Here is a 14,665-nt window from a genome sequence, read left to right as displayed (position 1 = left end):
GCGGTGAGCGGACCTGACCTGAGCGTAGTCGTTGTCACGTACGAGGCGCCGGACTGGACTCGCCGCTGTCTAGACAGTCTGGTCGCGGCAGTCGAAACCATGTCCCTCGATGCCGAGGTTGTTGTCGTAGACAACGCGAGCGGGTCCGAGACACGCGCGGTCATCGCGCAAGCACGTGCTGCAGGGGTTCGAGCGCACCAGATGGACGTCAACGTCGGTTTCGCGCGCGCCTGCAACGTTGGCGTCGGACTGAGCCGCGGCCGGCTTGTCGCCCTCATCAACCCCGACACACTCGTTACGGCCGCCGCGCTGGAGGCGCTCGTCAGGTTCCATGACGCAGACCCGAGCCGCGGCATCGTCGGCGGCCGGACGGTGGCGCCCGATGGCACGCTCGACCCCCGTTCGTGCTGGGGCGCGATGACGCTCTGGAGCCTCGCCTGCTACGCGACCGGGCTGTCGACCCTGTTTCGCGGCAATCGGGTGCTCGACCCGGAGTCGCTCGGGCAGTGGCAGCGCGACAGTGAGCGGGCGGTCGACGTCGTGACAGGGTGCCTCTTGCTGACCTCCCGACTCGTGTGGGACGAACTTGACGGCTTCGACGAGGCGTTCTTCATGTACGGCGAAGACGCTGACCTGTGCTGGAGGGCGTGGCGTTCGGGTTATCGCCCGTCGGTGTCGCCCGCGGCGCAGATCGTCCACGCAGTCGGAGCCTCAAGCTCGTCGACGCTGGCAAAGCAGCGGCTGCTAATGCGCGGACGGGCGCACCTAGCGCGCAAGCGATGGCACGGGATCCGTCGTCGCGTTGCGCTCGGCCTTATGGCAACGGGAGTGGGCCTGCGGTCACTGACGTCGCGTCCAGGTTCCGTGTCTCGAGAACTCTGGACCGAACGTTCGGATTGGCTGGCGGGCTGGACGGAAGCTGGCTGACCCTTAGCCTGTGGTGGGCTGCGTCCTACCTCGCTAATCGTGACGACGATCTTTCTTGGCGTCACGCGTTGATGTGGTCAGCAAGTCATTTGCCGAGTTCCCCACCGCGGCGTCCCACTCGCCCGTAGTCTCCGTGAGGGATGAGCACGGGGCGTGCGTTTCCACGCCCTTCGAGACCCAAGGGTGGAAGAGGTGTCTACTGTGAGTAACTCCTTGGCCCTGCCTCCGGCGAATTCTGCGGACCCGCTACGCAACGTGAAGCCTTCGACACCGATGGTTGCATCCTGCCTCGGTCGCCCAAGGCTCGGTAGAAATTGCGCCCGAATGGTCGGGCTCTCTTCCTGGCGAGCCGAGCGGGGACTGCTCCTCGTTGGCAGACGCTGCCAACGTCAGCGCCTGCTTGACCATCCGCTCCCTCGGCATGTTGGGACGGAGAGATTGCTGGTCGTGCGCGACCCGGCCTCGTCAACGGGGCCTCAGCGTTCTGGGGCCGTCACGGTGCTTTCAGATCGCCTGCTCTCGATCGACGCGGCGCCGCTCGGTCCGCCGCGCCGAGCCTTCCGTTCCGAACGACACAACCGGCGACGCCTCCGCGACGCGCCGGGCATGACCGCCCCATGGCAGGCCGACGACCTCTCTGCGCTGGACCGGGACGAGTCGAAGCGACTCGTGCTGCGCCGCGCTTCGCAGTGGGTACTCGAGATCGGCTCCTCCATCCGCCTCAGGACCTTGGACTCGGTCCTGTGGAACCGTTCCGCATACTGAAGGGCCGCACCATGTTCGCTGTCTCGCCGGTTTCCTTGACGCCGCAAACGAGGGCCCGTTGGCTTGGACGCTTCGGCCGCAGCACCACGTTGCTCGTTCTGCTCTCGCTCGTCGCACTTGCCGGAAGCCTGTTGGTGACCCCTGGCCTCGCGGCTGCCGCCACCCCGTTGGTTCAGGTCTCCAGCCATGCCGACCGATCGGATGGTGCGACGCTCGAGGCCGCCGTCCTGCAGGGGAACGCGTACGTCTATGTTCCTGACGACGGGGCTGGTATCGCGCGTGTCGAGTTCTGGCTCGACGACCCGGACATGAGCGGGACGCCCTACCGCTCCGAGCGCTCCGCACCCTGGGACTTCGCTGGTGGGTCGGCATCGACAGCAAATGCCTGGTCGACAACCGCAGTCTCCGACGGCACGCACACAATCACCGCTCGTGTGACGACCTCGGCCGGTGCCGCAAGTGTCGTCTCCGCATCGTTCACGGTCCGTAATCAGACTGGCTTGGCGGCGAGCCCGTCTGCGGTCGCTATCGCCGGCAGCGAGGCAGGATCGCCCGCCCGGGCGGTCGTCAGCGTGACGTCCCCTGCCGGGACGACATTCGAGGCGCAGGTGTCGGTGGACGTCGCCTGGGCTAGCGTCACGTCGGCGCGACCGAGCGGCTCGGAGATGACGATTGGCATCGAGGCCGACCCAGTCGTCTCTGGCGTGGGCACGCACCAAGCGACCATCTCCGTCACCCCGACGACGGGCACCTACGCGATCCTGCGGTTGCCAGTCAGCTTCACTGTCGCGACGAGCGGTGCATCGACGGGGATAGTGGTGAGTGAGCGGAGCGACCGATCGAATGGTCGGCCGCTCGAGGGTGCTGACGTGTCAGGGGACGTGTACGTCTTCACGGCGCCCGATCCGGCGGTGTCGCGGGTGAGCTTCTGGGTCGACAACCCGAGCGCGACCGGCACGCCCTACCGAACAGAAAAGTCGGCACCCTTCGACTTGAATGGAGGCACGTCGTCAACCGCGGTTCCTTTCGACACCCGCGCTCTTGCCGATGGCCTACACAGCGTCACTGCCCGTTCTACTCTCGTGGATGGCTCAACCCGCACGACAAGCGCGACCTTCAACGTAAGAAACGAGTCCGTCGCGCGGCTTGTTCTGTCGACCACGGCGGCGACGACAACCTTTGCCACGCCGACCGAGCCCGCCAAGGAAGTGACCGCCCAGTTGTCCACGTCGGACGGGGCTGTCGTGAGCGCCATCGCGACCGCTGACCGCGCTTGGGCCAGCGCCTCCCTTGATCCGGTGTCGCCTGGAGTCAGCACACTGCGTGTTCGGGTTGATCCTCAGACGCTGCCTTCGGGCACTTCCGAAGCGCGTGTCGACATTACGTCCACGACACACGCCGGCACCTCCTTCATCGTGCGGGCCACTGTCAGTGAGACGACTGCGACGGCCGCTCTGGTTTATGGCACGGACGATCGTCGGACGGGTCGCGTTCTGCTAGACGGAGCAACGCTGACCGGGGTCGTCTACGCCTATATCAAGCCGGACGAGGACGTCCGAAAGGTGGAGTTCTGGCTCGACGACCCGGCCATGACCAGCGCTCCATTTAGGGTCGATCAATCGGCTCCCTTCGACCTCGTAGGGAAGGCCGCCAATGGGACGGCGCTGCCGTTTGACTCAGCATCGCTCCCGGATGGAGAGCACACGTACACGACCCGTGTGACCACGACAGCGACCTCGCTCGTTCTCCAGTCGACCTTCACAACGTCCAACGGCACGAACAGCCTTTCCTTTGCCCAAGAGGAGTACACGGTGGAGGTGGCGGAAGGGGCGGACCCCGTCACGTTCCAGGTCGCGGTCGACGCCGACACCGATGGCACGCCCGTTGCACTGACAGCAGACGCATCCTTCATCGGACTGGCACAGGAAGAAGTCGTTACACCGTCACTCGTCTCCATCACCGTGAACGCGGCTGGCCTCAGTCCCGGTGTCTTCACCACAACCGTGACTGCGAGCAGCCCGGGCGCGTTCTCGGACGCCCTCATGATCACAGTCCAGGTCGGCGACAGTGGTGGGTGCAGTCCCGTCGCCTGCGAGCTCATCAAGGTGCCGACCCCTTACGACCTCAACTGGCTCTACGACTCAGGGCTTATGATCGACGCCTCGGGTGCGGGAACTGGCTTCTCAACGGTTCTGCCTACCGCCGATGGCAAGATGCTTCGGGACCGCAGCGCTTATGCAGTGGATCTCAATGATGGGCGGCTGACAGTGCAGGCGAGTTCGGGGTCGCTGAACACGGGTGACCAGCAGAACGCTCTCGGTGTGGGTTTCGACGGGCCCCTCGCCCAGACGACACTGTCTACGACGGTCGTCGACGTCCCGGCGTCACGAGGAAAGTACGAGAAGGCCGGACTTTGGTTCGGCTACAGCCAGAGCAATGTCGCTGCTCTGCAGCTCGTCGGCGTCCCCGGAGGTTGGAGGCTCGAGTACACCGTGGAGCTCGACGGCGCGACCATCTTCAAGAAGCAGGCCAGCGTCGTTCTGCCAGCTGGCGCCGCCGTGTCGCTTAACTTCCGGACGGACCCCGCGAAGCGGACCCTTGCTGGCACGTACGCAGTGACGGGTGAGCCGCTGCGATCGATCGGCACAGCCACTCTCCCCGGAGAGTTCTTTAGCTTCGACGCGGCGGGAATCGACCCGCGCATCGGTACCCGCTCGTTCGCGGGAGTCCTGGCGACCTCGCGTAATAGCAGCACCCCTATCCCCTTCTCGTTTTCGCAATTCTCAGTGTCCGCCGACCCCGTAGTGGACTCAGCCGGGGCATTCGTCTTCGACCGCGTCGCCTCGCCGCTCGCGTTCCCGACTTCAATCGCCACCGGTCCAGATGGCGAGGTGTTTGTCACAGATCTCTTCGGGGACCTTCACGTTCTCCGCTTGAACGCGGACCACACACTCGTGAAGGAACGCACGGTCGAGGTGCTGGGCAACCGCTTGGCCTTGGGAGTAGCGGTTGAGCCAACGTCGACGTCCGAAGACGTTCGCGTCCTCGTGGCTCACTCCTCCCCTGTGACCGACCACGGCGTCGTCGACTCGGGTCGTGTCACTCGACTGTCGGGCCCAGACTTCGCTACGACGCAGGACATCGTCACTGGACTCCCCCGCTCTTACGCCAACCACGGCCCGACGTCGCTTCACTTCGGGCCGGACGACGTGCTCTACATGGCAATCGGGGGCAACACCGGCGCTGGCGGTGCGAACCTCGCGGCGACCGAGTTCGGCGACCGAGGCGAGCAGGCGCTGTCGGCGGCGCTAATCACCGCCGACATCTACGACCCAACTTTCGATGGCAGCTGCCAGAACATGGGCGACATGTACGGTCCCGCCCCATGTGACGTAGAGGTCTTTGCCAGCGGTCTACGCAACATGTACGACTTCACGTTCCACAGCAACGGAACGATCTACGGCACCGACAACGGCCTCGGCGTCGAGGGGTCCTACCCTCCCTCGCCGATTGCACCATGTTTCGGCTTCGGCGACACTCGGCCTTGGACGCAGGGGGGGAATAACCCCGGAACGCAGAACGATGAGATCAACCGCATCGTGGCTGGCGGCTACTACGGTCATCCGAACCCGGCCCGCGGCGAGTGCGTCTTCGGCGACGGTTCCTTCCAGGGCGTCCCGGTGCCGACCAACTACGTGGCGCCCTTGCTCGACACTGGCCGGAACCGCTCGACCAATGGCATCGTCGAGTACAGCAGCGAAGGTGGTTTCTGCGGCCTCCTGGACGGCAGTCTCATCTACGGCAACTACTCGCTGGGCGACAACCTCGCCTACGCCAGCCTCTCGCCTGACGGTGAGGCGGTCGTGGCGAATGAACCGCTGCTGGACAACCTTCGTGACCCTTTGCCTATCGGCTCGGGGCCAAATGGCACGCTGCTCGTCGGGGAGTTCGGTGCCGGCCAGGTGACCGTGCTTGTCCCTCGCGAAACCGGGTGTTGGCAGGAGGCCGCACCGCTGCCGCAGGACATCCTCGACGCGGGAGGGACGGCTATCGATCGCCAGCTCTACGTAATCGGTGGAAAGAACGGCTCTGGACCGAAGTCGACGCTGCGCGTTTACGACGCGGAATCCGAGTCATGGTCGCTGCGTGCCCCGCTGCCCGGTGTCGCGGTCGAAAACCCTGCCGTCACGGCATACCTAGGGCGCTTGTACGTCGCGGGGGGATCTACAGAGGCTTTCGCGGGCGCCACCTCTCAGTTCGCAAGTTACGACCCGGCAACGGACTCCTGGACTACATTGCCCCCTCTGCCCACCCCCCGGGGCGGCGCTACGGCGCAGTGGCTGCAGGGCCGCCTCATCGTCGTGGGTGGAATGGACACGGAGGGTCGTTCCGTGGACACGGTTGAGATCTACGATCCGACGACCGAACGGTGGTCCGCCGGACCGCGCCTGGCGACGCCTCGGGACAATGCGGCATCGGCCGTCGTCGGCACTCGGATGTACGTCGTCGGGGGACGAACGCGTGAGTCAACCGGCGTCACAACGGCACCGACCCTGGCGTCGATGGAGGTCCTCGACGTCGACGCGTCCGCTTGGGTGCCGGGTCCCTCGATGCCAACTGGTCGACGCACCGCTGCGGCAGGCGTCCTCGACGGCAAGGTGGTCGTCGCGGGTGGCGAGGCACGAGCGGACGGCCTCGCCTTCAGCGCCGTGGAGGTCTTCGACCCAGCGACGGGCGCTTGGTCGTCCTGGCGTGAGATGCCAACCGGGCGGCATGGCGCGGCGGCTGGGGTGATCGACGGCCAGTTGCACGTCGTCGGTGGTGGCCGAGTGGCAGGCTTCTCGACGGACGTGAGCCATGAGGTGCTTGCGCCGCCGAGTTAGCCCGGCCTACGAAGCAGAAAGAGTGCAGTGACAGTGACCGCTCCGCCCTCCGGGGACGGTTGGGAGACCGACCCGTCCCGGGAATCACTGGGCGGACGGGCCGGACGAGGCGGGTTGTACATGGTCGCGGCCCAGGCGGCGCGTTTCGTGCTGCAAGTTGGGTCGACGGTCGTCCTAGCCAGGCTGCTCACGCCAGCCGACTTCGGTGTAGTGGGCATGGTTGTCGCTGTGACCGCTCTCGCCGACCAGCTCAAGGAGGCAGGCCTCTCAGCCGCGGTCGTTCAGCGGAGGGCTGTCACGTTGCAGCAGGTCAACGCCCTCTTCTGGATTAACGTGGTCGTCGGAGCGGGTCTCTGTCTTGCGCTGGCCGCCACGGCCCCGGCGCTGGCTCGCTTTTACGGCGAGGAGGCGGTTCTACCGGTGGCGCTGGCCCTCAGCGCCGTCTTCTTCGTGTCCGGCTTCGGGGTGCAGCATCAGGCGTTGCTCATGCGCCGGATGCGGTTCGGATCGTTAGCGGCACGCGATGTCTCGGCTTATGTGGCGGGTTCGGCGGCAGGGGTTGTCGCGGCTGTGCTGGGCGCCGGAGTGTGGGCTCTAGTCGTGCTCCAGCTTGTCCAGGCGCTCGTCAGGACCCTGAGCGTATGGGTGTCGTGCGACTGGCGGCCGGGTCGCCCGACATTGCGTGCGCCCGGACTCAGAGGCTTTATCACCTTCGGTGTCGATGTAACTGCATTCAGCGTGTTGAACTACTTGGCGCGAAACGCTGACAACGTCCTTATCGGCCGATACCTTGGGGCGGCCGCGCTGGGCCTGTACGGCCGGGCCTACACACTCACCCTCCTGCCGGTCCAACAAATTACGCATGCCATCGCCCCGGTGGCCGTGTCGGCTCTGTCTCGGTTGCAAGCTGACAACGCCCGGTATGTCGAGGCCTACGTTCGGCTCCTGCGCCCTACCACCTACGCGGGGATTAGCCTCACCCTGCTCTTGCTTGTTGCGGCGCCGGACGGCGTCCCAGTCGTCCTGGGGCAGGCATGGGTGGGTGCCGTTCCCATATTTCAGGTGCTAGCGGTGGCGGCCCTCGCACAGGTGATGAGCGCCACAACCGGGTGGCTCTATGCGTCATCTGGCAGGACCCGCGCACAGCTGTACTGGGGGCTCGTCACGCGGCCCCTCATCGTGATGGCCTTTGTCCTTGGCCTCGCGCTGGGTGGAACAGCCCGGGATGTCGGGTTGGCTTACGCCTGCGTCACCGCACTGCTTCTCGTGCCGAGCATGGCCGTGGCCACACGAGGGACTCCGGTGCCTCCCTTCGCATGGGCGAGAGCGGTCGCGGTCCCGCTACTCGCCGCCGCAGTCGTCGCCGGCGGTTGCGCAGCCGTCGCGCTGGCGTTGCGCGAGTGGGAGCCCGGGGATCGTCTCGTCGTCCTGGTGGCGACATGGGCAGCGCTCTTCGTTGTGCTGGGAGCGGTGCAGCGGGGACTTCGGGATGCTGTCCGGACAGTGATGAGGAGAGGGTTGTGATGTCAGTCACAACAGTTGTGATCCCCGTGCGTGGTCCTGCACCTACTCTCAGTAAGACCCTTGCTCTACTCGAGTCACAACGGACGGTCACCGACTACGAGGTTCTGGTCGTCGAGAACGGAGGGCCTTGTCCCGGTTTAAAGGATGTCGTGGATCGGAGTCCGGTGTCGCGCTACATGTATGTCGAGGAGGCTGGCTCGTACCGTGCCCGCAACGCCGCCATCCGCGTCGCCCGAGGGGACGTGATCGCCTTCACCGACGCTGACTGCCTGCCTGAGGCGGACTGGGTCGAACGCGGTACCGCATGGGTGCGGAAGGGGTACCTGCGCGTGGCGGGCAACGTCCGGGTAGAGGCGATCTCCCCTGGTCGGCCCGGTCCGGTCGAGATGTGGGAGACACTGTCCGCCTTCCCCCAGGAGCGCTACGTCGAGGATGGCTGGGCAGTCACGGCGAATCTCTTCTGCGCCGCCGCGCTCTTCGACTCCTACGGCCTCTTCGACGCGGACCTGATGTCCGGTGGCGACCGCGAGTGGGGCCTGCGGGTCTCCCGCGCTGGCGTGCCCCTGTTGTATGACGACAAACTTGTCGTCCGGCACCCGGCCCGGGTCACCTACAGCGAGATGCTCGAGAAGCTGCGTCGGACCTCACGGGGCGTCTTCGAGCAGCGAGTCAAGGCGGGCGAAGACCTCCGGTCGCCCTTGATCGAGGCGGTTCGAGGCTTCCGGCTCCCGCTCGGCGCCATGGGCAAGGTGCTAGCCGGTCGTGGGCAGCTTCCGCTGCGTGACAGACTCAACTACGTCCTAGGCGAGGGAGGCATGCGCCTCCTCGCAGTCTTCGCCCGCTACCGCGAGGCGCGGAGCCTCCGTGACTGATCCGAGGAGCGCCTCAATGCCTCATCCGCGCTCCGCGCACGCCCGCTCACTGGGCCGATCGGGCTAATCGTGCTCCATACAGTGGAATCTGCTCAGAACTCGTCACCTCGAGGGGGCAGCGCCCCGATGGACGTGGAGCCGAGTCTCCCCCTCGAAGGAACCGAAATGAACCTGCCTCGTCCCATCCGCCGGCTCGCCCTAACGGCGAAAATCACTGTGCTGTCCCTCCTCGTTGTCACCGGTACGGCTTACGCCGCCGTGGTGACCGCGACGCCCACGCTCGTCTACGCCACGGTGGCAAACGGCTCGGAGCGGCCGCTGTCAGGCGCGGTCGTCAACTCCGGCGCCGTGTACGTCGAGCTCGTCAACGTCCCGAAGGGCGCGAGCGTGACGTTCTCTGCAGAGAACCTCCTCGACGCACCGCGAGTGGAGCGCACAGCGCCGTACGATCTGTTGGGCGACACGGCCAAGGGTCATCCTGTCCCACTGCAGGTTTCTGCGCTCCCGAATGGGGCGTACACGGTCAGCGTGATCGTGAGGAGCTCGGCAGGGGAAAGTCGTTCGTCTGCCACCTTCACGGTGGACAAGACCGCACCGCTGCCAACTTCGTCGCCGAGCCCGTCAACGACAGTCAGTGCCAGTGCCACCCAGGCGCCGCCTCCGTCCCCCAGCGCCACGCCCTCGGTGACCGGTAGTGCGTCGAGCACGTCCACGACGCCGCCTACGACCGCCCAGCCGTCGCCCACGGCCTCTACCACTTCGTCGACCCCCAGCCCGACTGCAGCTGCCACGGCGCCAGCGGGCAGCCTGGTCGGTGGCGGGAGCGCCACGTTCAGCTGGAGCCAGTCGGCCACCCGTTCGCCTGCGTCCGCACTTGCTGGTACGACCGTCAGCGGGACCGCGTACATCTTCCTCTCGGTGAGTGGCGGTGCCGCGGACAAGGTCGACTTCTGGCTCGACAGCGGCACGGATACGCAACCGAGTCAGTCCGAGTCCAACGCTCCCTACGACCTTGAGGGCGGGACGGCGGAACTGGCGAACGCGCTGGACACCACGCGGCTCGCGAACGGCACTCATCGTCTAACGGCTCGCGTGACGCAAGGGGGGCTGCAGACGCTGGTCACCACCTCCTTCGGCGTTTCGAACGGGTCCATCGCCACCGCGACGTCGGCTCCCGTCCCGTCACCGACTGCTACCGCCACGTCGACGCCACAAGCTACGCTCGCCTTCAACCCGTTGACTTACGACTGGGCCGCCAACGCGGGCGCTGTGGCGGGCACAAAGGCACTCTTTAACGGCGGCGCCTACGGCATGCTCGAGCAGGACGGGGTCGTTCACGCCGACAAGTCGATCACTGCCCGACAGGACGTCTATGGTGTTGACACCGGTTTCCGCAACTCGGTCTTCTCCGACAAGCTCTTGGTTCGTAGTGGGCGTGCGGTCGTCGAGCGCTCGACGATGAACACGGGTGGCGCGGCCGTGGGCGGCGAGGCGATGGTGGTGCGACACAGCAACATCACCGGCAACACCGACGGTCTCAACCCTGTCCGCTCGAGCGGCACCGCCAAGACGGTCATCGAGTACAACAAGATCTGGCGCGACGGTACGCGCTATCAGGACAAGCACCATGACGGCGTCCAGTTCTGGCAGGGGGGAGACACGACCATCCGGAGGAACTGGATCTCGGGCTGGAACACCAGTGCAATCATGATCAAGACCGACTTCGGCCCCATCAACAATGTGCTCATCGAGGAGAACTACCTCGCGAACCCCACGGGCTACTTCACTATGTACTCCAGGGACGGTGGTCACGGCCGCCCGCAGATGATCACAGTGAGGAATAACGTGTTCGGCGGAGGCACACCGATCTCGCCGGAGGCTGGCACACGGTTCGTGAGGACCGAGCAGGAGCGGGCGGATGCGATCGCTCGAGGTGACGCATCCGCCCGCACGTGGATCGTCTGGTACGGCAATATCGACACGAGCGGTCGGGTGGTCGCGCCGCCCGGCGGCTGGAGCTGACAGCGACGAGGGCTCGCCTGACGGCGGGCCCTCGTCCGGTTACGGAGGCAACGATGGATGCGGTGTCCGCTCTGATGGCGTGTCTGCGCCGCTGGTACGTCTTCGTCCCGGTCTTGGTTCTGGGTTCCCTCCTTGCTTGGCAAACATATGACACCTACCCGGAGACCTGGCGATCCTCGACTGCTGTCGTCGTTCTCGCCCCGACCCCTGACAGCGAGGAGGTGTTCGACAACACGTATCTCACGACGGGTGGTGCCCGTTTCATGGCCACCGTCCTCGCCGACAACCTCGAGTCGACGAACACCCGTGCGCAGATCGCGGCGCGCGGGGGGACGGCCGCCTACACAACCTCGGTCGACCGCTACTTCTCCATCGTCGAGGTGGAAGTCGTGGGAACCAGTGCGGAGCAGGTGGTGGCCACGGCGGACGCTGTTGTCGCAGAGGCGGCACCGCTCACCGAAGAGATCCAGCGGGAGGCGGCTGCTGCTGAAGGGTCCTACTTCGTGGCCGCACGAGCTGTGCCGACCAACGAACCGACTCTCGAGCGTCCCGGTCGGAGCCGGAACGTTGCGGTTCTTGTTCTCGGGAGCGCGGCCCTAGCCGGCGTGCTGTCCCTCGCCGTCGATGCCGCGTTGAATGCCAGGCGGCGGCGTCGGCGAGGTCGCGAAGAGCCAGCCATGGAGACCGATTTTGATAACGACTCAAATGACTTCTTCGAGGGGCTAGAGTCACGTAGTCCGACCACCGCGACACTTTCCGACGGCGAGGCTGCAGGGTCTCGCACGAGAAGGTCGGTCCTCTCGCGCGACGGACGATGAGTCACGACGCGCCCCGCTCTTCAGGGGCACCTGAGCCTCGCGACGCGTCGCTAGCCGGCATGGGGCTAGTGGTCGTCCTGATCTATCTGCTGCCCTCGACTTACGTTCTGCCCGGCCCACTCGAGTCCCATGGCGCGCCTATCCGGCTACTAGGAGGCTTCCTCCTAGTTCTCTGGGGTCTTCGGTCTTTTCGCTCCACCTCGGGCGCTCTCCGGCAACCCATGGCCATCTGCGTCCTCGTGATCCTCGGAGTTGCGCTGTTCTCCTGGGCTTGGGCTCCGTTGCGACCAGCTGCAGGAGCGGAATTGGCAGGCTCTCAACGGGCAATGATTGCGCTTCTCGCGGCGTCGGGCTTGGCGCTGTGGGGAAGCACCAGCATCGTGTCGACCCGCCGTCTCGGTCGCATCCTGAGCGTCTGGTCCATCGCAGGAGGGGCTGGGGCGGCGCTCGCGCTCGCCCAGTGGGCGCTGGGCCTCGACATCGGCGTAATCACCAAGGTGTTGCCCCTGGCAGTCAACGGGAACACTGACGTCAACACGAGGTCGGAGTTCCTACGGGTTTCCGGCGGCACGGCGCATCCCATCGAGTTCTCTGTCCTCACCGCCATTGCCCTCCCGATCGCCATATGGTGCGTAACGCAAACGCGGGGGGCGACCCGGATCGTCCATTTTGCGGCCGCGGGTCTGATGGCGACCGCGTTGCCGCTTGCCGTCTCGCGCTCCGCTGTTCTGGCGGCTGGAGTGGCCGTGATTCTAGCAGCCTTCGGCTGGTCAAAGCGAGTGCGAGTGAATGTGGTCATCCTCGGCATCGCATTCGTCGTCTTATTTCGTGCTGTTTCCCCCGGCGTGCTCGGAACCGTCGCTAGCCTGTTCCGCAACGCCTCGACGGATCCGAGCGTCACAGCTCGGACGGAGGACTACGCCGAGATCAGCGAATTGTGGCTCGGGAGCCCTGTCATCGGAATAGGCATCGGAACCTATCGGCCCGAAGTTTACCGATTCCTCGACAACCAGGCTCTTCTCACGGTCGTTGAGCAGGGGGTTCTGGGGCTTGTGGCTTGGCTCGCAGCGATCGTGTGCGCCGTGCTGTTGTGTCGGCGCGCTCGTCGCGCCGTGCCTGGCAATGCAAGCGTGAAGTCTCTGGCTTGGGCACTTACAGGAGGAGTAGGCGCACTCTCCTTCTCAACACTTACCTACGACACATTCTCGTTCACTCAATCGCTGTCTGCAACCATGCTAATGCTCGGCATTTGCGCAGCCTTCGACCGTGTCGTCCGAATGGCTGCTCCGCACGACGGTCAGGCGGCCACAAGACGCCTAGCGCCGACTCGGACAGCAGGGCGGTGAATCGGACGTGATCTCCCACGCTGTAGTGGTCGCCTTCGAGCCCGATCTGCAGGCATTCCGCAGCGTTCTAGAGTCCCTCTGCCGGCAGTACGACCGCGTCGCCTTAGTCGACAACAGTCATCGGCCGGTGACTGCCCAGATCGCTTTCCAGTGCGGCGTCGAATACATTTACAGTGGAGGAAACGTCGGCCTGGCCGCTGCTCTCAACGCAGGCATCGCGCAGCTTCGGCCTGCACCTGATGACGTGGTCAGCTGCTTTGACCAGGACACCGAGCCCGCTGCCAATTACTTGTCAGTCCTCTTAGACTTCATGCGTCGGCACCCTGCATGGCCACGGGTTGTTGCGCAAGGCAGCCACTTCTCGCCTGGTCGTCCCAATCTTGCAAAAGGTTCGACCGATGACGCGCATCGGCTGCTGACTTCTGGGCTTACACTGTCCTCGCAGTCGCTCAGCGACATCGGGCCCTTCCGAGAAGACTTTTTCGTGGACGTCGTTGATTTTGAGTTCTCTGCCCGAGCCAGGCGAGCGGGCTACACGCTTGCGGTGTGTGAAACTGCGGACATGACGCACGGTTTCGGTGATGCCAGCCGACGTCGCCGTTCGTGGCTCCTACGTACGGCGACAAGCGGCCATGGTAGACGTCGTCACTACTGGATCGGCAGGAACTCGACACTCTTGTGCGCTGACCCTGAAGTTCGCCGGTTGAGGCCACCCGTCGTGACTAGCAGCGAACTTTTTCGCTGGTGGTTAGGAGAGGTCACGTCGGGACGCGACGGTATTCGCAACGGGATGGCCATGCTGCGTGGAGTACTCGACGCGCATCAAGGAGTGTCGGCACCCCTCATTTACCGATTCGAGGCGTCTAGTGAACCGTGATGTTGTCTTCGTCTTGTCATATGAGACTCTCGCCGACGTTGAGCGCCGGGAGTTTTGTCGACCTCCGGATCAGATTCTCTTGGCTCTGATCGGGGCCTTCCCCGGGCGCGTCGTCGTCGTCGACCCGTGGCGTTCGGTCGTAAGCGACGTCGCCAGAGGTAGGAGTCTCTATTCCGCCCGGCGCGTGCAGGTCGCCGCGTCTTCGGCGCTTCACGTCCGCCCTCACCGATTAAGGCGCCGCGATTCCGCGTCGCCGAACTCGTTGCGCCGCTCGTATCACAAATATGCGTTGGAGATCGGTCGTCGCGCTGCCCTCGACGGCGCAGTGCTCGTGACCGTCCATCCCTTCGTCGCTGCGTGGGCCACGGCTCATTGGGTTGCGGGTGTCGTCTACTACGGGCGCGACGACTGGTTGTCCAGTCCGCGCGAGGCGCCGTACCGGGCTGCCTTTCGCGAGTCATACCTCGATCTTGGTCGGCGGGCTGACGAGGTCTTCGTGATCTCTGAAGAGCTGGCGAGGCGCTTGCCGAGGCCAGCGGGTCGGGAGCCTACGGTCCTTCCAAATGGGGGCTCTTCGCCATTGAGTGTGGTGCGGAGGTGACGCGCCGAGGCGCCGCTTGAGGCCGGGGAA

9 protein-coding genes are annotated in these 14,665 nt (G+C 65.3%); all 9 read left to right on the top strand.

Features of this window, described 5'->3' with window-relative positions; all coding sequences use genetic code 11:
- Window positions 1-3 precede the first annotated feature (3 nt).
- The 9 genes from WAB14_RS15040 (at window position 4) to WAB14_RS18265 (ending at window position 14,034) form a co-directional block, all read left to right on the top strand.
- A complete protein-coding gene (locus WAB14_RS15040; protein ID WP_340271003.1) occupies window positions 4-927 on the top strand; it encodes a glycosyltransferase family 2 protein in 924 nt (307 codons plus the stop codon).
- Window positions 928-1,374: 447 nt separating this feature from the next.
- Entirely contained in the window at window positions 1,375-1,692 is a 318-nt protein-coding gene (locus tag WAB14_RS15035; protein WP_340271002.1) for a hypothetical protein, read from the top strand.
- Window positions 1,671-6,575 carry a Kelch repeat-containing protein gene (locus WAB14_RS15030; RefSeq protein ID WP_340271000.1) on the top strand — a complete coding sequence of 1,635 codons (4,905 nt, stop codon included), beginning with the start codon at window positions 1,671-1,673 and terminating at the stop codon, window positions 6,573-6,575. Before WAB14_RS15035 ends, WAB14_RS15030 begins: the two co-directional genes overlap by 22 nt.
- A 27-nt stretch (window positions 6,576-6,602) precedes the next feature.
- Window positions 6,603-8,099: a lipopolysaccharide biosynthesis protein gene (locus tag WAB14_RS15025; RefSeq protein WP_340270998.1), complete on the top strand. Its 1,497-nt coding sequence runs from the start codon at window positions 6,603-6,605 to the stop codon at window positions 8,097-8,099.
- A complete protein-coding gene (locus WAB14_RS15020) occupies window positions 8,099-8,971 on the top strand; it encodes a glycosyltransferase family 2 protein (protein WP_340271188.1) in 873 nt (290 codons plus the stop codon). The genes WAB14_RS15025 and WAB14_RS15020 overlap by 1 nt, the downstream gene beginning before the upstream one ends.
- Window positions 8,972-9,097: 126 nt before the next feature.
- A complete protein-coding gene (locus tag WAB14_RS15015) occupies window positions 9,098-10,993 on the top strand; it encodes a right-handed parallel beta-helix repeat-containing protein (RefSeq protein WP_340270997.1) in 1,896 nt (631 codons plus the stop codon).
- Window positions 10,994-11,055: 62 nt separating this feature from the next.
- On the top strand, window positions 11,056-11,811 hold the full coding sequence (locus tag WAB14_RS15010) for a hypothetical protein (protein ID WP_340270996.1): 756 nt from the start codon (window positions 11,056-11,058) through the stop codon (window positions 11,809-11,811).
- Between the two features lie 380 nt (window positions 11,812-12,191).
- On the top strand, window positions 12,192-13,157 hold the full coding sequence (locus tag WAB14_RS15005; protein WP_340270994.1) for an O-antigen ligase family protein: 966 nt from the start codon (window positions 12,192-12,194) through the stop codon (window positions 13,155-13,157).
- A gap of 7 nt (window positions 13,158-13,164) precedes the next feature.
- Complete coding sequence (locus WAB14_RS18265) at window positions 13,165-14,034, top strand: glycosyltransferase (RefSeq protein WP_422665464.1); 870 nt, start codon at window positions 13,165-13,167, stop codon at window positions 14,032-14,034.
- Window positions 14,035-14,665: the final 631 nt, after the last annotated feature.

It is taken from the genome of Aquipuribacter nitratireducens (assembly GCF_037860835.1).
Classification (GTDB): Bacteria; Actinomycetota; Actinomycetes; order Actinomycetales; family JBBAYJ01; genus Aquipuribacter; species Aquipuribacter nitratireducens.
The sequence above is the reverse complement of the archived record's forward strand: the minus strand, read 5'-3'. Positions and strand labels throughout refer to the sequence as shown.

Coding starts and splice junctions, on each gene's coding strand:
- WAB14_RS15015 (WP_340270997.1), top strand. CDS start 9,098: ATGGACGTGGAGCCGAGTCTCCCCCTCGAAGGAACCGAAATGAACCTG.
- WAB14_RS15020 (WP_340271188.1), top strand. CDS start 8,099: ATGTCAGTCACAACAGTTGTGATCCCCGTGCGTGGTCCTGCACCTACT.